Raw genomic sequence first — 22,465 nt, forward strand, 5'->3', positions numbered from 1 at the left:
GCCAACCCGTCAGGCCCCCGGCACCACCAGCCCCGGCCGACCCCTCAGGCCCCCGGCACCACCAGCCCCGGCCGACCCCTCAGGCCCCCGGCACCACCAGCCCCGATTCGTACGCGAGGATCACCAGCTGGGCCCGGTCGCGTACCCCGCACTTGCCCATGATCCGGCTCACGTGGGTCTTCGCGGTGAGCGGGCTCAGGGCGAGGGCGTCGGCGATCTCGGTGTTGTTGAGGCCCCGTGCCACCAGGGTGAGGACCTCTCGTTCCCGGTGGGAGAGGGAGGTGAGAGCGTCGAGCGTGGCCGGGCCGGCGCCCGTGGCGGGGCCGGGGGCACGCAGTACGCGGGCGATCAGGCTTGCCGTCGGGCCGGGCGAGAGCAGCGCCTCGCCGCCCGCCACCGTGCGGATCGCGTCGAGGAGTTCGGCCGGACGGGTGTCCTTGACCAGGAATCCGGAGGCCCCGGCCCGTAGCGCCGCCAGTACGTTCTCGTCGGTGTCGTACGTCGTCAGGACGAGCACCTTCACCCCGGCGAGGTCCTCGGCGGCGGCGATCCGGCGGGTCGCCTCGATGCCGTCGGTGCCGGGCATCCGCAGGTCCATGACGACGACGTCGGCCCGGGACGTATGGGCGAGCTCCACGGCGTGCGCACCGGTACCGGCCTCGCCGACGACGATCATGTCGGGCGCCGACTCGACCAGCATCGCGAAGGCCGAGCGTACGAGGGTCTGGTCGTCGGCGAGCAGCACCCGGATGGGGGCCTGCTCCGGCACGGCGGCGGCGGTCATGCGGTCCTCTCCACGGAGTGGCTCCCTACGGAGTGGCTCCCTGCGGGGCGGCTCCCTGCGGAGTGGCTCCCTGCGGGGCGGCTCCCGCCGGGGCAGTTCTCCCCTGTCCGGTCCCCGGCCGCCCGGCCGCCGGTGGCACCCGGCACGAGCGGCAGCTCCGCGGCGACCCGGAAGCCGCCGTCCGGGCGCGGCCCCGCCTCCAGGGTGCCGCCCACGCTGCGGGCCCGCTCACGCATCCCGAGGATGCCGAAGCCTCCCCCGGCCGGGCCGCCGCCCCGCCCGTCCCCACCGCGCCCGTCGTCGGTCACGGTGACCCGCACCGAGGGCCCCGCGCCCATCTCGACGCGGACCCGGACCGTGGCGTCGGGTCCCGCGTGACGGACCGCGTTGGTCAGGGACTCCTGGACGATCCGATAGGCCGCGGCCCCCACGGCGGGCGGCACATGCGTGTCCCCGGTGGCCACGGTCAGCTCGGCACCGGCGCTGCGGACCAGGTCGGGCAGCGCGTCGAGGTCGGGCAGCGGGCCGTGCTCGTCGGACAGGGGGCCGTGGTCGTCGGCGCGCAGCACGGTCAGGGTCGTGCGCAGTTCGGCGCGGGCCTCGCGGCAGGTGTCGGCGATGGAGTCCAGGGCGGCCGCGACCGCCGCCCGGTCGAGCCGGTCGGGGGACGCGGTCAGGACGTGGGCGGCGACCGAGGTGCGCACCCCGATCAGGGTGATGCTGTGGGCGAGGAGGTCGTGCAGGTCGCGGGCGATGCGCAGGCGTTCCTCGGTGAGTTCGCGTTCGGTCTCGCGGGCGGCGGCGGCCCGCTGTTCGGCGAGGTAGGCGCGGGAGTTGTGCACGGCGACGCCGAAGACGAGCGCGGCCACCAGCCAGCCGGAGGTGCGGAACAGGTCGAAGGCCCGGTGGATGCCGTTGAACGACATGCCGGTGACCGCGACGGCCACCACGCCCGCGCCGACGGTCGCGGTCCGCCGGACCGTGCCGGTCGCGGCGACCGTGTACAGGGCGGTCATCGCGATCGGCATGGTCCCCATGTGGGCGTTGTTGAGCAGTTGGTACGGGGCGATGCAGGCCACGATCGCGGCGAGCACCGCCATCGGGTGGCGGCGCCGCCAGACGAGGGCGAGCGTGGCCGCGGCGAACAGCGTCCAGCCGAGCGCACTGGGCCGCAGCGCGGTGTCGGCGTAGGCGATGGCCGCGCCGAGCAGACCGGCGCCGAAGGCGAGGGCCGCGTCCGCGCGCAGCGGGTGCGCGCTGTCCCCGGGGGCGCGGAGCAGCAGTGCCGCCGCGCGCTCCCCCAGGCCCGGCAGCCCCGGGCCGGTCGGTCGGTTCACGTCTGCCACCCTGCCATCCTCGCCCTTGCCGTGCTCACCCTTGTCCTGCTCGCCCTTGCCGTGCTCGCCCTCGCCCTGCTCACCCTTGCCGTGCTCGCCCTTGCCGTGCTCGCCCTCGCCCTGCTCACCCTTGCCGTGCTCGCTCCCGCCCTGCTCACCCTTGCCGTGCTCGCTCCCGCCCTGCTCGCCCCTGCCCTGCTCCCCCTTGCCATCCTCGCCCTCACCCTTGCCATCCTCGCCCTCACCGGCCGGTGCCGACCAGTTCCGGCGGCGGTTCGGCGGACGCCCGCGGGGTGCGCGAGAGGCGGCCCGGCCACCACACCAGACGGCCGAGCAGCAGGTTGGCGCTGGTCACCAGGTAGGTGCGGACGAAAAAGGTGTCCAGGAGCACTCCGACGGCGATGATCGTGCCGAGTTCGACGAACATGACGAGCGGCAGCGAGGCGAGCACCGCGAAGGTCGCGGCGAGCACGATGCCCGCGGAGGCGATCACGCCGCCGGTGGTCCGCAGCGCGGTCAGCGTGGCCTCGCGCGGCCCGGCGCCGCGCAGGGTCTCCTCGCGGGTGCGGTGCATCAGGAAGATGCCGTAGTCCACGCCGAGGGCGACGAGGAAGACGAACGTCAGCAGGGGAAGCCCCGGGTCGAGCCCGGCGAAGCCGAGGACCGGCCCGAAGACGAGGCCGCCGATGCCCATGGCCGCGCCCCACACCAACACGACCGCGGCCACGAGCAGCAGCGGGGCGACGAGGCTGCGCAGCAGCAGCGCGAGGACCAGCAGGACGCAGCCGAGGACGAGCGGGATGACGACGAGCCGGTCGTGGGAGTTGGTGTCGGCCAGGTCGAGGGCCTGGGCGCTGGCGCCGCCGACGTGGGCGCCGGGCAGCCGGTCGCGCAGCCGCTCGATGGTGGCGCTCTCGCCCGCCGATTCGGGGGCGGCCTGCGCGGTGACGGCGATCTCGGTCCAGCCGCCGCCGCTGCGGCCGCGTGCGGCGCTCGCGACGCCGTCGACGGCGCGGGCGTCGGCGAGCGCCTGGCCGGCGCGGCCGGTCGGGGTCATGACCTCGATGGGCCGGCTGCTGCGGTCGGGGAAGGCGGTGGCGAGGGTGCCCATGGCGACGGTCGAGTCGGGTTTGGTGGTGTAGCTGTCCTCCTGCTTGAGCGGGCCGGGCAGGTTGAACGTGCCGAGCGCGAGGGCGCCGAGCAGGACAACTCCCGTGAGCAGTACGGCAGTCGGGCGCTTGGCGGCCGAGCCACCCATGGCAGCGAACAGGTCCCGGCGACGCCGCTTCGGTTCGCTGCCGTACGCCGGGATCAACGGCCAGAACACGCGTCGGCCGAGCAGCACCAGGATCGCGGGCAGCAGGGTCAGCATCGCGACGAGCGCGCAGACCACCCCGACCGCGCCGACCGGTCCGAGCCCCCTGATGTTGTTGAGGTCGGCGGCGAGCAGGCAGATCAGACCGGCGACGACCGTGCCGGACGAGGCGAGCAGCGCGGGTCCGCAGCCGCGCAGCGCGGTACGCATCGCGTCGTACGGGAGCGGGGTGCGGCGCAGTTCGTCGCGGTAGCGGGCGACGAGGAGGAGCGCGTAGTCGGTGCCCGCGCCGAAGACCAGCACGGTCATGATCCCGGCGCTCTGGCTGGTGACGGTGATCCCGGTCCAGGACGCGAGCCCGTACACGGCGGCCCGCGCGCTCACCGCGCCCGCGCCGACCACGAGCAGCGGCACCAGCCACAGCACGGGGCTGCGGTAGGTGAGGATGAGGAGGAGTGCGACGACGAGGCCGGTGGCCAGCATCAGCGTCCCGTCGAGGGAGCCGAACACGCCGCGCGCGTCGACGGCGAGCGCGCCGTCCCCGCCGACCTTCACGCTCATGCCGTCCGTGTCGGCGGCCCGCTCGCGCACCGCCTCGACGAAAGCCTTCTTCGCGTCGTCGTCCTTGCCCGGCGCGGCCGTGGAGAGCGCGTACATGAGGGTGGCGCCGTCCCTGGAGGTGACGCCGGGCCCGTTGCGTACGGCTGCGAAGTCCTTGGGGTCGGTCGCCGCGCCGAGCTCGCCCACGGGCTTCGCGGCCGAAGTGCCGGGCGCGACGGTCACCGCGTCCACCTGCCGGGCGGCGGCGGCCCGGTCGGCGGCGCTCAGGCCGCCGTCGCGGTGGTAGACGAGGACGAGGCCGGTGATCTCGCCGCCGGGCAGTTTGTCCTGGAGCTTGGCCACCTGGGTGGAGTCGGCTCCGGCCGGCAGGTAGTCGGCGGTCTGGTCCCGCTGTACGTCACCGAGCCTGCCCGCGAACGACCCGGCGACGGCGAGCACGATGATCCAGAGCGCGAGCGCGCCCCACGGAACTGCCTTGCGGCGCAAGGTGGTTGACGTGCTGGTCGCTCCTGGTATCCCTGACCCCACGGCGGGCCCCCTCCGGCCGGACGTTTCGGAAGGGCCCCTGCGGCCTGCCCGGCTGCGTCCAGCGTCCCGCCGGAACGGGCGGGATCCGTCCCGCCCACGACCGAGATCGTCCGTACGCCCCCGGGTGTCCCGGCCGCCCCCGTTACTCCCCCGGGAGTAACGCCGCCACCCGGGGAGTGCCACGGCTCAGAGCACCTCGCCCCGGCTGCGCGCGTTGGCGTACGCCGTCGCCGCCCGCAGCCACTCCACGGTGGTGGCGGCCCGCACCACCTCCGGCAGACACTCCCACTCCCGGCCCCCGCCATAGGGCCGCAGCAACAGGTACGGGCCCGCCCGGCCCATGACCCGGCCCACCTTGCCGCTGCCCGTGTCGACGGCGTACGCACCCACGGGCAGGGAAAGGCTCACGGCTTTTCCGCCGCAGGGCCGGGCAGAACGGAAGCCAGCCGGCGGGCGGTGTCGGGGGTGCAGCGGCCCAGGTCGATCAATGGCCCGAGTTTCTCGTTCGTGCACGTAATGGGGTCCAGACCGAGCGACGGCAACGTAATTCCGGACCGGGCGAGCGCGCCCCTCAATTCCCTTACGCCCGACTCCGCTTCCGCGATTCTCCCGGGTACACCCATGGCCAAAGCCTCCCATTCCCTTTCCGTTCCGACGCCTCTACATTGACCTCTCGGACGGGGAGACCGACAGAGCGGGCCGACTACAACGGCAGCGCTGCGCAAGGGAGTTGCATGGTGGGCGATACAGGCAGGAGGCGGCGATCCGGACCACGGCAGGCCGCCTGGGAATTCTTCGGGGCGGAGCTGAAGAACCGCCGCGAGGAGGCCGATCTGACGCAGGCCGAGCTGGGTATGCGGGTGTTCGTGTCCGGCGGTTACATCGGCCAGTTCGAACAGGCGATTCGCAAGCCGCAGTTGGACGTGGCCCAGCGGATCGATCACATACTGCAAACCGATGGCTTTTTCGAGCGGATGTGGCGCAAGCTCATCAAGGACTCGCCGTATGCGGATTACTTCGCTGCGGCGGCCGAGCTTGAAGCGCTGGCGACCCAGATCTGCGAGTTCGCCCCGACGGTGGTTCCGGGCCTGCTTCAGACGGCCCCGTACGCCCGGGCCGTCACCATCGCGACCAATCCGCTCGCCGCGGACGAGTACGTGGAAAAAAAGGTCGCGGCGCGGCTGGAACGGGCACACATCCTCAAGGACGCTACAAGGCCCGTGTATTGGGCCATCCTGCACGAGGGAGTGCTCCGCCTTCCGGTGGGCGGACGGGCCACGATGGCCGAGCAGTTGGATCACATCGCCACCCTCATGCGCACCCGGAAGGCGCTGGTCCAAGTGCTGCCGAACGAGGAGGGAGCGCATGCGGCGCTGGGCGGAATGATCAAGCTCATGGAGTTCGAGGACGCGCCTCCAACTGCCTATACGGAGACGCAGTTCGCGGGGAATCTGGTCGACGACCCGGCAGTGGTGAAGCGAGCGGAGCGCGCCTACGATCTGATCAGGGCCGCCGCGTTGTCGCCGGAGGCGTCCCTCGCCCTGGTCGAATCGGCGGCTGAGGACTACAGACGATGCGCGAGTACGACCTGAGTTCGGTTCAGTGGCGCAAGAGCAGCTACAGCAACGGCGAGGGTGGCGATTGCGTCGAGGTCGGCCACGGCTTCATCGGTGCGGCGCGCTGGCGTAAGAGCACGTACAGCAACGGCGAAGGCGGTAGTTGCGTCGAGGTCGCCGACGGGTTCCCCGGCATCGTCCCCGTGCGGGACAGCAAGAACCCCGCCGGGCCCGCTCTCGTCGTCGCGGGCGGGGCGTGGCAGGGGTTCGTGAACGGGGTCAGGAGCGGCGCGCTCTAGCAGGCGTACGGGAGTTGGGTCGGCTGGGTTCGTCGGCACAACTCCCTTGCTCTGTTGGCTGGTTCAGGACGGTGTGCGCGCGGCCGCCGCGAGCAGGCGGGCGGTGTCGTCCGCGCAGAGCGACAGGGCGCCGCCCACCGTGCTGAGCACTTCGCGTTCGGCGGGGCTGTACGGGCCGTCCGCGAGGGCGATTCGCGCGCCCTGGAGCAGGATGGACTCGCGGCCGGCGGGGGCGAGGTGCGGGGCGAGCGGTTCGAGGGCCTCGTGGAGTTCGATGGCCAGGGCCGCGCCGCACGGGTCGGTGTCGTCCACGGGGTCGGCGAGGAAACGGCCGGTGTCGGCGGCGAGGGCCGCGATGAGGGCGACGAGTTGGTCCTCCGTACAGTCCTCGAACCCGGCGGCCCGGACGGCGGCGACTGCGGTGCCGGTGACCGTACGGGACGAGGTGCCGCCCGCGGCGAGGACGGCGAGGGCGACGGTGTGTACGGCGTCGCGCAGCATCGCGGAGAAGCGGGTGGTGGTGGGGTGGTCCAGAGTCTCGGTGCCGAAGTGGCCCAGACAGGCGGCGCATTCGACGACGGGGCCGGTGCTGCCGCGGGCGACCAGGGGGATGCCGAGGACCGCGAGGCGCCTGCGGCCGGTGCGGCGCTGGTAGTTGCGGTCGCCTCCGCAGTCGGGGCAGAAGAACTCGCCGTCTCCTACGGTGTGCCACTGGGTTCGGGTGGACCACAGGCGGGGGCGGAATCCGGGCTGCGGCCCGGTGCTGAGGTTTGTGCCGTTCTGTCCCCGTGCTGGCCGCACCGCGCACCTCCGTAACGCTCCGGCAACGTTGCCGCGTTGACGTGATGTTAGCCACATCGACGCGGTGGCGTCAGCTCCCCGGAAGGAGGAGGTGCCCGCGCTTGGCGAATTCCGGCCCCCTGGGGCTCCGCCGCCCCGGACCCCGGGGGGGTTTGCCCACCCTCCCCCAAGCTCTTAATGAGCAGGGGGCACCCCCATCCCGTATGCGCGGGGTTGGTTGGTTCCGGGTCCCCCTGGGGGCTCCGCCCCCAGACCCCCGTCGCGCCTTAAGGGCGCTCGTCCTCAATCGCCGGACGGGCTGTAGGTGCCCCAGCACCGCTACCGCCAGGGGCGCGGGGAACTGCGCGAGAAGCGACCACGGTGCGCGGACGAAAGCGGATTAGGGGGGGGCGAGGAACGGCGCGACCAGCCACCCCCGACGGACGGACGAAAACGGGGTTAAGGGGCGCGAGGAACGGCGCCACCAGCCACCCCCGACGGACGGACGAAAACGGGGTTAAGGGGCGCGAGGAACGGCGCCACCAGCCACCCACGGCCCGGGGCCGAAAGGGAGCCCAAGCGGCCGCGCATGGGCCGCGCCGAGGGGATGACGTACCGTGGAGGGGCCGTCGCTCCGGCAGTCGCGGCACGCATACTCCCCGTTCCATCTGTGGCGACTTCGAGGTGTTTTTATCCCCCAGGCCCGGTAGCGGTCCGCAGTTCCCCCACGTGCCGAGCGTTCGCACGTGTGCGGGGGCGGACTCGCGTTGGCTTGAGTTGCGTCGCCCATAAATTGGTCGTTCCCCGGGTGCAGCTCTGCCGTCCGCCCCGGGTGTGATGTGTGTCGGTCCCCGCGCGGCTGAGGGCAGGACTCCCCGGTTCCCTGGATCAGGAGTCCCTCCCGTGTCTTCCCACGCGCTCGGCAACGAGCCGCAGCACACCACCGAAACCCCGTCCCCGTCCCCCTCCCCGTCCCCGTCCCCCACTCCCTCTCCGTCGCGCCCACCGCAGAAGATGGCCCTGGTCGCCCGGATCGCGCTCGTGGTGCTCTTGGTCGCCGAGCTCATGGACATTCTCGATCAGTCAGTTGTCCTCACGGCCCTGCCCGCGATCCAGTCGTCGACCGGGGCCGGCCCGGCAGCGGTGCAGTGGCTGACCGCCGGCTACTCGTTGACGGTCGCCGTCGGTCTGATCACCGGGGGGCGCCTCGGCGACCTCCACGGCCGGCGCAGAATCCTGCTCATCGGTACCGTCGTGTTCCTCACGGCCTCGCTGCTGTGCGGCCTCGCCACCGGACCCGCGGTACTGATCGGCGCCCGTGTGCTCCAGGGCGTCGGCGTGGCTCTGATGATCCCGCAGGTCCTGGCCACCCTCCACGTCACCTTCGACGGCGAGAACCGCAGCAGGGCCTTCGGCCTCTACGGAGCGGTCCTCTCGCTCGCGAACGTGCTGGGCCCGGTCCTGGGGGGTCTGCTCACCGAGGCCGACCTGTTCGGCCTTTCGTGGCGGCCGATCTTCCTGATCAACGTTCCCGTCGGCCTTGCCGTGATCGTCCTGGGACGCAGGGTGATCCCCGAGTCGACCGCGGAGCGGGCCGACCGGCTCGACCTCACCGGCATGCTGCTGTCCGCGCCGGCCATCGTCCTGGTCCTCTTCCCACTCACCGAGGGCCACACCCATCACTGGCCGCTGTGGTGCTTCGCCATGCTCGGTGCCGGACTTCTCGTCCTCGGTGTCTTCCTCCGCCACCAGCGGCGCAAGCAGAACCGTGCCCCGCTGGTGCCGCTGTCGCTCTTCCGGGTCAGGCAGTTCTCCGGCGGGCTGTCCGCGCAGCTGACGCTCGGCCTGCTGTGCGGCCTGTTCTTCATGACCTGGACGCTCTACCTCCAGCGCGGTCTGGGCATGAGCCCCTTTCACGCGGCGCTGGCCTTCGTGCTGCTCTCCCTCGGAGAACTGGCCGGCGCGACGATCGCGGCGAAGAGCGCCGGGCGCTTCGCCCGTCGGCTGCCCCAGGCCGGAGCCTTGGTCGCGCTCGCCTCGATGACCGCGTACGGAGTCCAAATCGGCAGCCGCCAGGCCGACTTGACCCTGGGTGCGATGACCGGTCCGGTGGTGCTGATCGGCTTCGGCCTCGGCATGGTCGGCGGCCCGCTCGCCGACATGGCGCTCGCCGGCGTCCCGCACGAGAAGGCGGGTTCGGCCTCGGGGCTCTTCAACACGGCGATGCATCTGGGCATCGCCCTCGGGACCGCGCTGACCGCCGTCGTGTTCTTCGCCGCCACCGGCGGCTCGCCCGACGGCGCGGTCAACCGGGGCGCGTTCACCGGTGTGCTGTGGTGGGTCGGCGGCAGCCTCGTCCTGATGTGGGGCCTGATGTTCTGCCTGCCCCGGCGGACGACCGGGCGGAACGGCTGAAGCAACCGGGCCGCCGCCCCTGCCCTGAGGGCGGGGGCGGCGGCCGGGGATGCAACGGCGTTGGCGGGCGCGGCAGTTCACTGCGGGGCCCGGCGTCGCGACGGGGTCAGCGGGCCGCGCGGTTCACCGCGGAGATGACCGCCTTCAGCGACGCCCGCGTCGTGTTCGCGTCGATGCCGATGCCCCACAGCACGACACCGTCGATCGCGCACTCGATGTAGGACGCGGCCTGCGCGGACGCGCCCTCGCTCATCGTGTGCTCCTGGTAGTCCAGCAGCCGCGCGTCCACACCCGTCGCGGCCAGCGCCTCGAAGAAGGCGGAGATCGGACCGTTGCCGGTGCCGGTCAGGACCGTGTCCGTGCCGTCGACGACTGCCTCGACGGTCAGGGTGTCGCGGCCGTCCGTGTCGGTCGTCGTCTGGCCGGAGCGCAGCTGGATGCGGCCCCACGGGTTCTCGGGGTTGGGCAGGTACTCGTCCTGGAAGACCGACCAGATCGCGGTGGGGGTGACCTCGCCGCCCTCCGCGTCCGTCTTCTGCTGGATGATCTTCGAGAACTCGATCTGCATGCGGCGGGGCAGGTCCAGCTTGTGGTCGTTCTTCAGGACGTAGGCGATACCGCCCTTGCCGGACTGGGAGTTGACGCGGATGACGGCCTCGTAGGAGCGGCCGACGTCCTTGGGGTCGATCGGCAGGTACGGGACGGCCCACTCGATGTCGTCCACGGTCTTGCCCTGCGCCGCCGCGTCCGCCTCCATCGCGTCGAAGCCCTTCTTGATGGCGTCCTGGTGGGAGCCGGAGAAGGCGGTGTAGACCAGGTCGCCCGCGTAGGGGTGGCGCGGGTGGACCTCCATCTGGTTGCAGTACTCGGAGGTGCGGCGGATCTCGTCGATCTGGGAGAAGTCGATCTGCGGGTCGACGCCCTGGCTGAACAGGTTCATGCCCAGGGTCACCAGGTCGACGTTGCCGGTGCGCTCGCCCTGGCCGAACAGGCAGCCCTCGATGCGGTCCGCGCCGGCCATGATCGCCAGCTCGGCCGCCGCGACGGCGGTGCCGCGGTCGTTGTGGGGGTGCACGGACAGGCACACGTGCTCACGCCGGGTCAGGTTGCGGCTCATCCACTCGAAGCGGTCCGCGTGCGTGGAGGGGGTCGAACGCTCCACCGTGGCAGGCAGGTTGAGGATGATCTCGCGGCCCTCCTCGGGCTGCCAGACGTCACACACCGCCTCGCAGACCTCCAGGGCGAAGTCCAGCTCGGTGTCGGTGAAGATCTCCGGCGAGTACTGGTAGCCGAAGATCGTCTCGTCGCCCAGGATCTTGTCCGCGTACTCCATGACCAGCCGCGTGCCGTCGACGGCGATCTGCTTGACCTGTTCCTTGGTGCCGCGGAAGACGACCCGGCGGAAGGTGGGGGCGGTCGCGTTGTACAGGTGGACCGTGGCACGGTGGGCGCCGCGCAGGGACTCCACGGTGCGCTCGATCAGCTCTTCGCGGGCCTGGGTCAGGACGGAGATCGTCACGTCCTCGGGGATCGCGCCCTCTTCGATGATGGACCGCACGAAGTTGAAGTCGGTCTCGCCGGAGGAGGGGAAGCCGACCTCGATCTCCTTGTAGCCCATGCGCACCAGCAGGTCGAACATCTCGCGCTTGCGGGCCGGGCTCATCGGGTCGATCAGCGCCTGGTTGCCGTCGCGCAGATCGGTCGACAGCCAGCGGGGGGCCTGGGTGATGCGGCCGTCGGGCCAGGTGCGGTCGGGGATGTCCACGGCGTCGTACTGGCCGTACTTGTGGACCGGCATCCCGGACGGCTTCTGCATCCGGGTGGCGTTGGTGACGGGGGTCGGGCGACCAACGGGCTGGGACATGGCGTGCGGCTCCTCGGGCGGTGAGAGGGACGGCCGACTGTCGAGCGCAACACCAGATCCCGCGGGGAGGGGGTCGGCCTACGACTACAGGCCCTCGCCGCGGCAGCTAAGAAGAAGCAGCCCGATACGCATGATGCCGCAGCCTAGCCGAGGGCCGACGGGAGCGCCGGACCCGTATCAGTATGCGGGACGCCACGGCATACCAGGACAAAAAGTGACCAATGCCATGCGCGGGCCTTCACTCCGATCTGCACTTCTCTCGCTCGACCCGGCCCAGGCCCAGCAGGCATCCGCCCGCCCCGCGAGGCCTCACGGTCACCCTTGCTCCGGCTTGCGCACAGCGCCGGCGCCCGATCGCGGTGGAGATCCCTCACTCGTCGAGTCGTGACGTCCCGTAGTCGGCGCGGAACCCGCCGTCGACGAGCTGCTCCGCGGCTCGTGCCAGCCACCCGCTGGGTGAATACGGCGCGGGCGGGTCGACCTCCATACCCAGTTCCGCCCATGCGAGGGCGTAGCCGGACTCATCGAGGTTCAGTGCGAGCAGTTCGTGGAGCTCGCCGGCGAGGCGGGCCGTGAGCTGAAGATCCGTCGTGGCGATGTAATCGGCGACCGCCGCGTCATGGCCGTCGAACTCGTCCGGCATGTCCTGGGAGAACCAGCCGCCGAGGAATTGTGCGACTTCCGGGAAGCGTGCGTGCCACTCCCAGTGGGTCAAGGGAACGGAGGGCGGCGGGACTTCGCCTGCCTCGACGCTGCGCTTGATGTGGTCGGCCAGGACGCGTAGCCGAGCGAGCCGACTGGGCGAGCCAGCGATGGACATGCTGCTCGTTGGCAGTGACCACCTGCTGCGTGGCCCATTGCGCGGTTTCACGGTCGGGGTAGGAGGCGGAGTGATTCGGGCGGACGCTCATGAGTGCTCTCGCTGCATATGGTCGCTTACGGTGTCGATGAGTTCCACGAGCCTCTCCCTCGTCGCCCAGTGAAGACGCCCTCTGAGGCCGTCCTCACCCGGGAAAAGGATCATCGCACGCTGCGCCTCGGTGGTGTATGCGGAAGCCGGAGCACGACAGTACGGGTGTTCCGCCGTCACTACAGAGCGGACATGGTCAGAGAACTCCCTTCCTCCCTCGTCCATAAGAATGGCATCCAGTCCGAACAGATAAGGGAAGGCCAGACGGAACTCCCAACCAGACATGGGAAGTTCTTCGTAATCGAGCGGCACCTGGCGGTCTAGCATACGGACTATCTCGGCGAGCATCTCCAGGTACTCAGCAGGGTTCATGTCGCCGCACGCCCGCTCCAGCTTCCCCCGGAAGTCGGGTGGCAGATCGGATGGGCCGGAACTGGTCCTCACGAAGCCGGCCGCCAGCTCCAGGACTCCGGAGGCCGCATATACGGAACAGTTCCAGTCCGCAACCCAATCACTGTGGATAGTGCGGATGTACCGCTGAATCTCGGCGTCCAGGGAAAGCTCACCGCGGGATTCCTGCGCCCGGATCGCCACGTCGAGGATACGTAGCGCCGGACCGCCGGAAAACAGCGATGCGGGGAAGGGCTGCACGTCGACCTCTTTCTCAAGGAACCGTCGGTGAGACCGACATGCTTGTCGATGGGATGGCTGCCGTGAAGCCCTTACCGGCTCGCCAGGCCGAGGGGATAGAACATGTTCTCCGGATCCTGACCCGGAACCGTAAAATGATGCTTTCTGAAGTCGTTCAACGAGCGCACTCCGAACGCCTCCGCGCGCGCATCCTCTGCGGCGTACGTCGGTGCGCTTCGCCCAAAGGGACCCGGAGGGCGTCAAGTTGCGGCACGAGGGCGTTCCCGCGGCGGCCCCGCCTACGCCCGAGGGCTCTTTCGGTCGGCGGGGGCGCATGACGCACCCGCGCCTGATGCGCCCACGAGATCGGCTGGAACAGTCGTAGGGAAAGCACGCTTCACAATCATGGTGGCGACTAGTGACAGCACCATGACCCGGTGCCACATTTTCGGCCATGGACGCCACCACCAACCCGGTTTTCTGCACCATCGTCCCGCCCCACGTCTTCGACCGGCTCATCGAGGCCGAGGACCCCGCGCTCGCCCGGATCGCCCGACGGACCTTCGTCGCGGATGCCGCGCAGCGCACCGAACGCCGGCTGACCACCGTGCTCGGCGCCGAGCCGGCCGCCCCGACCGCGGGCGCCGCCGCCGACCAGCCGCAGCGCACCGTCTACGACGCCCAGCACTCCACCACGCTGCCCGGCCGCAGGGTGCGCGGCGAGGGCGAGCCGCCGGTGCAGGACGCGACCGTGAACCGCGCCTACTCCGGGCTCGGCGCCACCTTCGAGCTGTACCTCCAGGCGTACGGGCGGCACTCGATCGACGGCAACGGCATGCCGCTCGACGCGACGGTCCACTTCGACAACAGCTACAACAACGCCTTCTGGAACGGCACCCAGATGGTGTTCGGCGACGGTGACGGCCAGATCTTCCTGGACTTCACGCTGCCCGTCGACGTCATCGGCCACGAGCTCACGCACGGCGTCACCCAGCACTCCGCGAACCTGACCTACTTCGGCCAGCCGGGCGCCCTGAACGAGTCCATGTCGGACGTCTTCGGCTCCCTCGTCAAGCAGTACGCCCTCGACCAGGACGCCCACCAGGCGGACTGGCTGATCGGCGCGGGCCTGCTGGCGCCGGGGGTGCACGGGGACGCGCTGCGCTCGATGAAGGCGCCGGGCACGGCCTACGACGACGCCGTGCTCGGCAAGGACCCGCAGCCCGCCACGATGGACCAGTACGTCACGACGGGCCGCGACAACGGCGGTGTGCACATCAACTCCGGCATCCCCAACCACGCCTTCTACCTGGTCGCCGACGCGCTCGGCGGCAAGGCCTGGGAGCACGCGGGACAGATCTGGTACGACGTGCTCACCGGCGGCCGCCTCCGCAGTCAGGCGATGTTCAAGGACTTCGCCGGGCTGACGGTGATCGCGGCCAGGGACCGCTACGGCGACGGCGCCGAGACCCAGGCGGTCCTGAAAGCGTGGTCGCAGGTGGGGGTTCCGGCCTCCTGAGCCGTTCGTGCTGACGTACCGGAGTGCGGCTGCTAGACAGAGGCCATGCGTATCGAGGTTTCCCGCTCAGGAGGATTCGCCGGCATCGAGCGCCGGGCCGAGGTCGACACCACGGGCAGGCCCGACGCCGCGGAATGGCACGCCCTGGTGAAGGCGGCGCTCGACGAGGGGCACGCCGAACCGCCTCTCGGGGTCCCGGACGGCTTCCACTACACGATCACCGTGGACGGCCGGCCCGTCCACTGCGCCGATCCCCATCTGACGGAGGCTCAGCGCGAGCTGATCTCAAGGGTGTTGAAGGAGGGAGCCTGACGGGGGGCCGGCCGGCGGGAAAAGCCGGGTGCGTGGCGGGCGGGCCGCTGCTTGGATGCGCATCATGGAAACCCCTTCCCCCCTGGACGGTCTTGAGCGCTACTACGACGCGGCGCCCCGCGGCTCGGCGCGCGCCGAGGACTTCGGGCCGCTGACCCTGTTCGTGCGCGAGGGCGCGGGCTGGCCGTTCTACGCCCGGCCCACGCTCGGCCACTCCGGGCCGGTCACGGCCGCCGACGTGGACGCGGTGCGGGCCCGGCAGCGGGCGCTCGGGGCGCCCGAGGCGTTCGAGTGGGTGGCCGAGGTGAGCCCGGGGCTGCGGGCGGCGGTCGAGAAGTCGGGCCTCGTGGTGCACGAGCACCCCCTGATGGTGCTCGACCAAAAGGCACCCGCCGCCGATCCGCACCCCCTGGTACGGGTCCTCGACGCGGCCGACCCGCTGCTGCACGCCGCGCTCGTCGTGCCGCATCTCGCATTCGCCGCCCCCGGTACGGGAGTTGGGGCCGCGGGCCCGGACGAGCTGGCCGCCGAGATCATCGCCCGCGCCGGTGACGGCCGGGCCGAGCAGGTCGCCGAGCGCATCCGCGCCGGGCGCTCCGCGGTCGCGGCCGCCTTCGAGGACGGGCTTCCGCTCTGCTCCGGGATGCACAACCCGGTGGGCACGGTCACCGAGATCGTCGGGGTGGGCACCCTGCCTTCCGCGCGGCGCAGGGGGCTCGGTCGCGCGGTCACCGCCGCGCTGGTCGCCGACGCGCGGGCGGCCGGGGCGGCCACGGTGTTCCTGTCCGCGGGCGACACCGATGTGGCGCGGATGTACGCCACGCTCGGCTTCCGCCCGGCCGGCACCGCCCTGATCGCCGAACTACCCGGCTCCTGAGGACCGTTGGCCCCGCATACGGACATGGGCGCACGCTCTTGCGCCCCCGCGATCTTCGTGCGTACAGTGTGCGCAACGAGAGAACGTTGTACGCGCCAGTGGTGCGCACCAAGGGGGAGCGAGCGATGTCGAAGAACGTGAGCTGGGACGAGCGGGGCAACTGGCGGGCCGAGGGTGCGTGGGGGGCCGGTGACTCCAGCGGCACCCGGTTCGACCTGGACCGGTGGCAGGCCCGGCTCGACACCCTGCGCAAGACGCATCACGTGCCGGGCGCCACCCTCGCCGTGCTCAGCCACGACACGATCCACGAGCTGGCGAGCGGCGTGCTGCACACCGGCACCGGCGTCGAGGCGACCACCGACTCGGTGTTCCAGCTCGGCTCGCTCGCCAAGACCTACACCGCGACGCTGATCATGCGGCTGGCCGACACCGGCCGGCTGGACCTGGACGCGCCCGTCCGCACGGTGCTGCCCGACTTCACCGTTGCCGACGAAGCGGCGAGCCGCACCATCACGCCCCGGCAGCTGCTCTCCCACACCAGCGGCCTGACCTGCGACTTCACCTATGACTCGGGCCGGGGCGACGACTGTGTCGAGCGCTACGTCGACGCCGCGAAGGGCGTCGCGCTCGACTGCCCGTCCGGCAGCGCCTGCTCGTACAGCAGCCTCGGCTTCAATGTGCTGGGCCGGATCGTGGAGGTGCTGCACGGCACGACGTGGGACCAGGCTCTCAAGGACCTGCTGCTGACCCCCCTCGGCCTGACCGAGACGATGACGCTGCCCGAGGAGGCGCTCCGGTTCCGGGCCGCGATGGGACACCTCGGCGAGTACGGCAAGGACCCCGAGCCCGCCCCGGCCTGGGACCTCATGCCGCGCTCGGCCGGCCCGTACGGCCGGGTCATCGCCAGCGCGGGGGACGTGGCCCGGTTCGCGCGGATGCACCTCGCGGGCGGCACCGCCCCCGACGGGACCCGACTGCTCTCCCCGGCGGGCGTCGCCGCGATGCAGGCCCGCGAGGTCGACTCCCCCGACAAGTGGACCGTCCACGCGGACGGCTGGGGGCTCGGCTGGACGCTGTACGACTGGAACGGCGTGCAGGGCTTCGGCCACGACGGCGCGTCGATCGGGCAGTACGGCTTCCTGCGGGTGGTGCCGGGCGCGGGCCTCGCGCTCGTGCTGCTCACCAACGGCGGCGACGCGCGCCGCCTCTACGAGGAGCTCTTCACCGAACTGCTCGGCGAGCTGGCCGGCGTCCGCATGCCCGCCCCCTTCGAGCCGCCCGCCGAGCCGGTCGCGGTGGACTTCGCGCCGCTGACCGGGGCGTACGAGCGCGAGGGCGTCCGCATCACCGTCTCCGAGCAGCAGGACGGCAGGCCGCACCTGGTGTACGAGTTCGTCGGCGGCATGAAGGACTTCTCTCCGCCGCTGGAGATGGACCTGGTGGCGGTGACGGACACGGTGTTCGCGGGGGCCGGCTCGGGCGCGTACAGCGCGGACTGGATGCCGGTCGTGTTCGCCACCCTGCCGGACGGCACGCCCTGCTGCTACATCGGCATGCGCTGCGCCCCGAAGGTCTCCTGACCCCGACCCTGACCGTCGCCCGGCTCGTCCCGGCTCCGTATGCACCGACCCCCGCCGCGGGCTTCACACGGCGGGGGTCGGTGTGTGCGTACCGGGACCGGGACGCGCGGGGCTCAGAAGCCGAGCTTGCGCAGCTGCTTGGGGTCGCGCTGCCAGTCCTTGGCGACCTTGACGTGCAGGTCGAGGAAGACGGGCGTGCCGAGCAGTGCCTCGATGTGCTTGCGGGACTTCATGCCGACCTCCTTCAGGCGCTTGCCCTTGGGGCCGATGATGATGCCCTTCTGGCTGGGGCGCTCGATGTAGACGTTGGCGTGGATGTCCAGGAGCGGCTTGTCGGCGGGGCGGTCCTCGCGCGGGATCATCTCCTCCACGACGACGGCGATGGAGTGCGGCAGCTCGTCGCGTACGCCTTCCAGGGCGGCCTCGCGGATCAGCTCGGCGACCATGACCTGCTCGGGCTCGTCGGTCAGGTCGCCCTCGGGGTAGAGCGGGGGGCTCTCGGGGAGCAGCGGGATGATCAGGTCCGCCACGAGCTGGACCTGCTGGTCGCCGACCGCCGAGACCGGCACGATCTGCGCCCACTCGAAGCCGAGCTCCTTGGAGAGCTGGTCGACGGCGATGAGCTGCTCGGCCAGGGTCTTGGAGTCGACCAGGTCCGTCTTGGTGACGATCGCGATCTTGGGGGTCTTCTTGATCCCGGCGAGTTCCTTGGCGATGAACTTGTCACCGGGGCCGAGCTTCTGGTCGGCGGGCAGGCAGAAGCCGATCACGTCGACCTCGGCCCAGGTGGTGCGGACGACGTCGTTGAGGCGTTCGCCGAGCAGGGTGCGCGGCTTGTGGAGGCCCGGGGTGTCGACCAGGATCAGCTGGGCTTCCGGGCGGTGCACGATGCCGCGCACGGTGTGCCGGGTGGTCTGCGGGCGGTTGGAGGTGATGGCCACCTTCTGCCCGACCAGAGCGTTCGTGAGGGTGGACTTGCCCGCGTTGGGGCGGCCGACGAAGCAGGCGAAGCCGGCCCGGTGGGTGGGGGCTGCGGGGGTGTCGGCGGCAGGGGTACGAGCGCTCATGCCGCCATTCTCCCCGATCCTGCGCGCCGCGCCGCCCATGCCCCCGCCGGACGGGCTGTAGGTGCCCCCGTACCGGTACGGCCAGGGGTGCGGGGGACGGCGCGAGAAGCGGCACGGCGCGAGGCCGACGACGGGTTTCAGGGGCGCGGGGAACCGCGCGCACGGCCCGGTCCGGGCTGGGGGGGGGACCCTAGGGGTGGGCAGCCGCTCGGTGGCGCAGTACGCGGTGGGCCGTGAAGGTCAGGGCCGCCGCCAGCAGGATCGCCAGGGCCAGCCAGGGCAGGGCCAGGAACGACGCCCCGCCCGAGCCCGACGTCCCCTTCGCCGTCGCGGTCAACGTGACGTCGCCCCAGTCCAGTTGGGGCGAACCCCGCCACGCTTCGGTGAGCGTGACCCGCTGCCCGGGCAACAGCTCCGACGGCACCTTCGTCAGGCCCCGGCCGAGCAGCGTACGGCCGAAGAGCCCGGTCGCGCTCAGCCGGACCGCCGGGTTCAGGGTCACGTTGCCCCGGTTGTGCAGCGTGTACGTGATGTCCGTACGGCTCGCCCCCACGCCGGGCACCAGTGGCCGGTGCTGGGAGAGCGAGACGTTCTCGACGGCGAGCGCGGGCACGGTGGGCCCGCCGACCCGCAGATAGACCCGCGCGCCGACCGCCTGCTGGATGCCGACCGCGACCTTCCCGTCCGCGGCGGGCCCGGGCGCGACCCGGTCGTCGAGGGCGACGAGCGCCCCCACGTGATCGCCCGGCTCGGCGTCCGGCGGCACGGCGAGCGTGAAGGGCACGGTGACCGAGGACCGGGCCGGGACGGTGACCGAGGTCCGGGCCGGCTTCGTCCAGGCCCCCACCCCCGTCTGCCGCTCCTTCTCGGTGCGGACGGCGAAGCCCCCGTCGCGCTCGGTGTTGTACGCGTCGGCCCCGTACAGCCGGAAGGTCAGCGGCGCCGAGGTCTTGTTGGCGACGGTGACCTTGTCGTCCAGGGTGGTTCCGGGGTTGGCGGAGAGATAGAAGTACGGACGCTGGGCGCCCGTGCCCGAACTCGCGGGAAAAACGGACCAGTTGCCGTTGTCGGCGGCGTGCGCCACGGGCGCGGTGAGCGCGGCGAGCGGGATGAGCAGGGCGAGCACGACGGTCGGGAGGAGTGCGGACGGCTTGCGCACGGTGCGGGACCCCCGGGGACGGGTGGGCCGGCCGGGTGCGCGCCCGGCCCACGGGTGGACATCAGGTGAGGGTGAGGGTCAGTACGCCGCTGTAGGCGCCGGGCGCGGTGAACGCCGGCACGTCGAGCGAGAGCTTCGCGTCCACGGTGAACTCGCCGCCGGTGAGCGCGGCGTTCGGCGTGGAGGCGAGGGTCGCGCCCGCGCTGCCCACGCTGCCTGCCGAGCCGGGCGCGCAGACGGACGGGGAGCCCGCCTTGGCGGAGCAGGCCGGGGTCCAGCCGAGTCTGCCCGCGTCGATGGATCCGGCGGGTCCGGTGAAGTCGGTGACCTTGCCGGTGAGGGACCAACCCGCCGGGCCGCCGCGGAAGTCCTGGACCGTCACCGTCTGGAGATCGCCGGTGGAGGCACCGCCCTTGCCGAAGTCGACGGCCTGGAGGTCGACGCTGTCACCGGCCTGGGTCATCGCCAACGTACCCGCGTTCACCGAGGTGTTGAGCTTCTGGCTCGGCCCGGTGGGCGGGGGCCCGCTGTTGACCGTGTACGCCACCGGGCCCGCGCCGTTCGCCGGGTCCCAGGCCGCCCCTTCGTAGGCCACGATCCCGGTGGTCGCCGGGTCCGTGATCTTCGGCCGGGCGGTGAAATCGCCGTTGGCGTCCGCCTTGAAGGTGATCTTGTCGGCGGTGGTGGCGGTGCCGTTCCAGCCCGCGACGGTGACGTCCGCGTTCGGAGTGAACTTGGACCCGCTGACCGTCGTGCGGTCACCGGCGTTGCCGGAGGCCGGGTCGGCCGTGATGGCGCGCTGGTTGACCTGTCCGCCGCCGTCCGTGGCATTGACCGTCTCGGAGACGGGCGCGGGGGGATTGGTGACGGTGCAGGGGGTGTCCAGCTCCATGATGTAGCTGGTGTGGATGTTGTAGTCGCCGGGCGAGAGGGTGATCGCACCGGCCTTGGTGGCGGTGAAGCTGCCGCTCATGGAGAACGCCGGGAACGCGCCCTTGCCGGGCACCGGGGCGTTCTTCTTGGGGCCGGTCACGTCCACGGTGCCGGTCTGGGCGCCCGCGAGGACGACCTTGCCGGTCGGGGTCATGATGTCGGCGGGCAGGGCGATGTCGACGGGGTTGCTGGCGGCGGGCTTGTTCACCGTGTAGGTGACGGTGACCTTGTCGCCGACCTTGGGTGCCGCGTTGTCGACGGTGACGGTCGCGTTCGTGGTGCCGTCGATGGGCGGGATGCCGGCGATGGCCGGCGGGATGCAGTGCGTGGCGAAATCGACGGGCGTCGCGGCCAGTGCGCTCGCGGGTGCGGCGAGCGCGCCGGTCCCGGCGGCGAGTGCGACCGCCCCCAGCACGGCGGCCAGACGCCGTCTTCGACGTTCCGACATGGGCTTGCCCCCCTTCCTGAAGTGTTCCTGAAGTGGCACAGCGCGGCTCGGCTGCGCCGGCAGGGGCCATTGACGGCTCGGGGCGAAAAGAAGTCAATGGCATCCCGCCGCATTGACTGATGACCCATCAGATACTGTCAAGATCCTGGCGGAGAACGGCATTTCAGGTCTTGTGCCGATGTGCCGATGTGCCTATGTGCCGGGGCGCGCGGGAGCCGGCGCCGCCCGGGACGGCACCGGCTCGTCGCGCGTGAAGCGATATCTGGTGGTGAGCGGTGGCGGATCAGAAGACGAACGGGCCCGGCGACTGGGAGGTCGTCGCGTCGCAGTTCACCGTGACGCCGAAGATCACCATCTTCAGGGCGGTGCCGGCGAAGTACGAGTTGAGGCTGTCGCCGGCGGCGACGGTGCCGTTCAGCGGGCCGATCTTGACCGAACTGCCCGCGGGCAGGGCGGGGTTGGCCTTGCCGCTGAACACCCTGGTGCCGCCGCCGCCCTTGGCGAGGGTCAGGGTCGCGCTGATCTGATTGGCGCCGACGGCGACCGGGGTGGTGACGGCCGAGGTCAGCGTGATGGTCGCGGCGGTGCCGCTCTGGGTGGCGGTGAGGGTGGCGCCGCCCCCGCCCCAGGTTCCGCAGTCGTACGTGGCGGTCGCCGTGGTGGGGGTGACGGCGGCGGCGCTCGGCGCGAAGGCGAGGCCCGCCACGGCCACCGCCCCCACCGCGAGTGCGGCCCGCGCGACCGGCCTGCTGGTGCTCTTACGCATGATTCCCCTTCCCTTGACGGGAGTTGATCGTCTGCCGCGTCTCGACGTCATCGACGTCGTCGACACACGACCGCGCAGCGGCCCCCGCGGCCCACGCGCACGGGTGCGCGGGCGTGCGGGCATGGCTCTGCGGGGGCGGGGTGGTGTTGTGCGGTGCGGTGCGGTGCGGAGCGGTGCTGATGCTGGTGCGTTGTGCTTTCGCTTGCGCGGAGGGAGTGGGTCCGACTCCGGTGCGGGGCTGCGGCTCTGCACCCCGTGCCGGTCCGTCCCGCGTATCTGACGGGTCGTCGGATCGACTGTCGTCCATTGATGCGCGGGTGGCTTTGGATTACAAGGGCCGCCGCGTTGATTCTTAACGCCGGGTGGGTGGGGTGCGGTTGCCTGTAACGGGTTCCGCGCAGTTCCCCGCACCCCTGATCCGTCCGGCCTCGCACCGTGCGGGGTGCTCACGCAGTGCCCCGCGCCCCCACCCCGTTCTCGGCCTCGCACCGTGCGTGGCTCGTCGCGCAGTTCCCCGCGCCCCTCAACCCCGATCCCGTCCGCGGACCGCGGTCGCTTCTCGCGCAGTTCCCCGCGCCCCGTAACGCCGATCTCGTCCGCGGACCGTGCGTGGCTCGTCGCGCAGTTCCCCGCGCCCCTCAACCCCGATCTCGTCCGCGGACCGCGGTCGCCTCTCGCGCAGTTCCCCGCGCCCCTTAACCCCGTCCTCGTCCACAGGCCGCGGTCGCTTCTCGCGCAGTTCCCCGCGCCCCTAGCCATCCCGGTGCTGGCCCGCATCGGGCATCTTCAGCCCGTCCGGCGTTTGAGGACGAGCGCCCTTAAGGC

Annotated in this window: 18 protein-coding genes and 1 pseudogene; 7 read left to right on the plus strand and 12 right to left on the minus strand. The window is 71.6% G+C overall.

Going from position 1 to position 22,465, the window contains the following annotated elements; genetic code table 11:
• Positions 1–79: 79 nt before the first annotated feature.
• From ACFYNP_RS08590 to ACFYNP_RS08605, 4 genes are all read right to left on the minus strand, one after another.
• Positions 80–784 (minus strand): response regulator, encoded by a 705-nt coding sequence (locus ACFYNP_RS08590; protein WP_388783817.1) that lies wholly within the window; start codon positions 782–784, stop codon positions 80–82.
• The gene (locus tag ACFYNP_RS08595; RefSeq protein WP_388783820.1) at positions 781–2,121 is read right to left on the minus strand and encodes a histidine kinase; all 1,341 of its coding nucleotides are present in this window, start codon (positions 2,119–2,121) and stop codon (positions 781–783) included. The genes ACFYNP_RS08590 and ACFYNP_RS08595 overlap by 4 nt, the downstream gene beginning before the upstream one ends.
• 241 nt (positions 2,122–2,362) lie before the next feature.
• Positions 2,363–4,483 carry an MMPL family transporter gene (locus ACFYNP_RS08600; protein ID WP_388783822.1) on the minus strand — a complete coding sequence of 707 codons (2,121 nt, stop codon included), beginning with the start codon at positions 4,481–4,483 and terminating at the stop codon, positions 2,363–2,365.
• Between the two features lie 228 nt (positions 4,484–4,711).
• Positions 4,712–4,933 (minus strand): hypothetical protein, encoded by a 222-nt coding sequence (locus tag ACFYNP_RS08605; RefSeq protein WP_161244629.1) that lies wholly within the window; start codon positions 4,931–4,933, stop codon positions 4,712–4,714.
• Between the two features lie 326 nt (positions 4,934–5,259).
• Between ACFYNP_RS08605 and ACFYNP_RS08610 the strand changes: the two genes are divergently transcribed.
• Together ACFYNP_RS08610 and ACFYNP_RS08615 are read left to right on the plus strand one after the other, a co-directional pair.
• The gene (locus ACFYNP_RS08610; protein ID WP_388783825.1) at positions 5,260–6,117 is read left to right on the plus strand and encodes a helix-turn-helix domain-containing protein; all 858 of its coding nucleotides are present in this window, start codon (positions 5,260–5,262) and stop codon (positions 6,115–6,117) included.
• Complete coding sequence (locus tag ACFYNP_RS08615; RefSeq protein ID WP_388783827.1) at positions 6,099–6,380, plus strand: DUF397 domain-containing protein; 282 nt, start codon at positions 6,099–6,101, stop codon at positions 6,378–6,380. Before ACFYNP_RS08610 ends, ACFYNP_RS08615 begins: the two co-directional genes overlap by 19 nt.
• Before the next feature lie 63 nt (positions 6,381–6,443).
• Here the strand turns inward: ACFYNP_RS08615 and ACFYNP_RS08620 are convergent, their stop codons facing one another.
• Positions 6,444–7,181, minus strand: coding sequence for a TerB family tellurite resistance protein (locus tag ACFYNP_RS08620; RefSeq protein WP_388783830.1), 738 nt, complete (start codon positions 7,179–7,181; stop codon positions 6,444–6,446).
• Positions 7,182–8,063: 882 nt separating this feature from the next.
• Between ACFYNP_RS08620 and ACFYNP_RS08625 the strand changes: the two genes are divergently transcribed.
• The gene (locus ACFYNP_RS08625; RefSeq protein ID WP_388783833.1) at positions 8,064–9,575 is read left to right on the plus strand and encodes an MFS transporter; all 1,512 of its coding nucleotides are present in this window, start codon (positions 8,064–8,066) and stop codon (positions 9,573–9,575) included.
• A 106-nt stretch (positions 9,576–9,681) separates the two neighbouring features.
• On the opposite strand, the gene leuA is transcribed toward ACFYNP_RS08625, so the two are convergent.
• From leuA to ACFYNP_RS08640, 3 genes and pseudogenes are all read right to left on the minus strand, one after another.
• Positions 9,682–11,439, minus strand: a complete 1,758-nt coding sequence (leuA, locus tag ACFYNP_RS08630) for a 2-isopropylmalate synthase (protein WP_161244634.1) — start codon at positions 11,437–11,439, stop codon at positions 9,682–9,684.
• Between the two features lie 370 nt (positions 11,440–11,809).
• Positions 11,810–12,223 (minus strand): annotated as a pseudogene (locus ACFYNP_RS08635) (contact-dependent growth inhibition system immunity protein); the annotation flags it as partial.
• A 123-nt stretch (positions 12,224–12,346) separates the two neighbouring features.
• Positions 12,347–13,000 carry a hypothetical protein gene (locus ACFYNP_RS08640; protein WP_388783836.1) on the minus strand — a complete coding sequence of 218 codons (654 nt, stop codon included), beginning with the start codon at positions 12,998–13,000 and terminating at the stop codon, positions 12,347–12,349.
• A 433-nt stretch (positions 13,001–13,433) separates the two neighbouring features.
• Between ACFYNP_RS08640 and ACFYNP_RS08645 the strand changes: the two genes are divergently transcribed.
• From ACFYNP_RS08645 to ACFYNP_RS08660, 4 genes are all read left to right on the plus strand, one after another.
• Positions 13,434–14,498 (plus strand): M4 family metallopeptidase, encoded by a 1,065-nt coding sequence (locus ACFYNP_RS08645; protein WP_388783839.1) that lies wholly within the window; start codon positions 13,434–13,436, stop codon positions 14,496–14,498.
• A gap of 45 nt (positions 14,499–14,543) precedes the next feature.
• Positions 14,544–14,810: a protealysin inhibitor emfourin gene (locus tag ACFYNP_RS08650; protein WP_388407597.1), complete on the plus strand. Its 267-nt coding sequence runs from the start codon at positions 14,544–14,546 to the stop codon at positions 14,808–14,810.
• Between the two features lie 64 nt (positions 14,811–14,874).
• Complete coding sequence (locus tag ACFYNP_RS08655; protein ID WP_388783842.1) at positions 14,875–15,687, plus strand: GNAT family N-acetyltransferase; 813 nt, start codon at positions 14,875–14,877, stop codon at positions 15,685–15,687.
• A 125-nt stretch (positions 15,688–15,812) separates the two neighbouring features.
• Entirely contained in the window at positions 15,813–17,267 is a 1,455-nt protein-coding gene (locus ACFYNP_RS08660; protein WP_388407592.1) for a serine hydrolase domain-containing protein, read from the plus strand.
• A 113-nt stretch (positions 17,268–17,380) separates the two neighbouring features.
• Here the strand turns inward: ACFYNP_RS08660 and era are convergent, their stop codons facing one another.
• The 4 genes from era to ACFYNP_RS08680 all read right to left on the minus strand — a co-directional run bounded on the left by era (position 17,381) and on the right by ACFYNP_RS08680 (position 21,640).
• The gene (gene era / locus ACFYNP_RS08665; protein ID WP_388407589.1) at positions 17,381–18,334 is read right to left on the minus strand and encodes a GTPase Era; all 954 of its coding nucleotides are present in this window, start codon (positions 18,332–18,334) and stop codon (positions 17,381–17,383) included.
• Positions 18,335–18,524: 190 nt separating this feature from the next.
• A complete protein-coding gene (locus ACFYNP_RS08670; protein ID WP_388407586.1) occupies positions 18,525–19,493 on the minus strand; it encodes a WxL protein peptidoglycan domain-containing protein in 969 nt (322 codons plus the stop codon).
• A gap of 61 nt (positions 19,494–19,554) precedes the next feature.
• Entirely contained in the window at positions 19,555–20,874 is a 1,320-nt protein-coding gene (locus ACFYNP_RS08675; protein ID WP_388783845.1) for a beta-xylosidase, read from the minus strand.
• 283 nt (positions 20,875–21,157) lie between these two features.
• A complete protein-coding gene (locus ACFYNP_RS08680; protein WP_100578299.1) occupies positions 21,158–21,640 on the minus strand; it encodes a hypothetical protein in 483 nt (160 codons plus the stop codon).
• Positions 21,641–22,465: the final 825 nt, after the last annotated feature.

Origin of the sequence: Streptomyces sp. NPDC006691, assembly GCF_042869955.1 — a bacterium.
Classification (GTDB): Bacteria; Actinomycetota; Actinomycetes; order Streptomycetales; family Streptomycetaceae; genus Streptomyces.

Excerpts from the sequence above, each read along its gene's own strand:
- ACFYNP_RS08610 (WP_388783825.1), top strand. The coding sequence starts at position 5,260 with ATGGTGGGCGATACAGGCAGGAGGCGGCGATCCGGACCACGGCAGGCC.
- ACFYNP_RS08655 (WP_388783842.1), top strand. The coding sequence starts at position 14,875 with ATGGAAACCCCTTCCCCCCTGGACGGTCTTGAGCGCTACTACGACGCG.
- ACFYNP_RS08650 (WP_388407597.1), top strand. The coding sequence starts at position 14,544 with ATGCGTATCGAGGTTTCCCGCTCAGGAGGATTCGCCGGCATCGAGCGC.
- ACFYNP_RS08680 (WP_100578299.1), bottom strand. The coding sequence starts at position 21,640 with ATGCGTAAGAGCACCAGCAGGCCGGTCGCGCGGGCCGCACTCGCGGTG.
- leuA (WP_161244634.1), bottom strand. The coding sequence starts at position 11,439 with ATGTCCCAGCCCGTTGGTCGCCCGACCCCCGTCACCAACGCCACCCGG.
- ACFYNP_RS08660 (WP_388407592.1), top strand. The coding sequence starts at position 15,813 with ATGTCGAAGAACGTGAGCTGGGACGAGCGGGGCAACTGGCGGGCCGAG.
- ACFYNP_RS08675 (WP_388783845.1), bottom strand. The coding sequence starts at position 20,874 with ATGTCGGAACGTCGAAGACGGCGTCTGGCCGCCGTGCTGGGGGCGGTC.
- ACFYNP_RS08590 (WP_388783817.1), bottom strand. The coding sequence starts at position 784 with ATGACCGCCGCCGCCGTGCCGGAGCAGGCCCCCATCCGGGTGCTGCTC.
- ACFYNP_RS08645 (WP_388783839.1), top strand. The coding sequence starts at position 13,434 with ATGGACGCCACCACCAACCCGGTTTTCTGCACCATCGTCCCGCCCCAC.
- ACFYNP_RS08615 (WP_388783827.1), top strand. The coding sequence starts at position 6,099 with ATGCGCGAGTACGACCTGAGTTCGGTTCAGTGGCGCAAGAGCAGCTAC.
- era (WP_388407589.1), bottom strand. The coding sequence starts at position 18,334 with ATGAGCGCTCGTACCCCTGCCGCCGACACCCCCGCAGCCCCCACCCAC.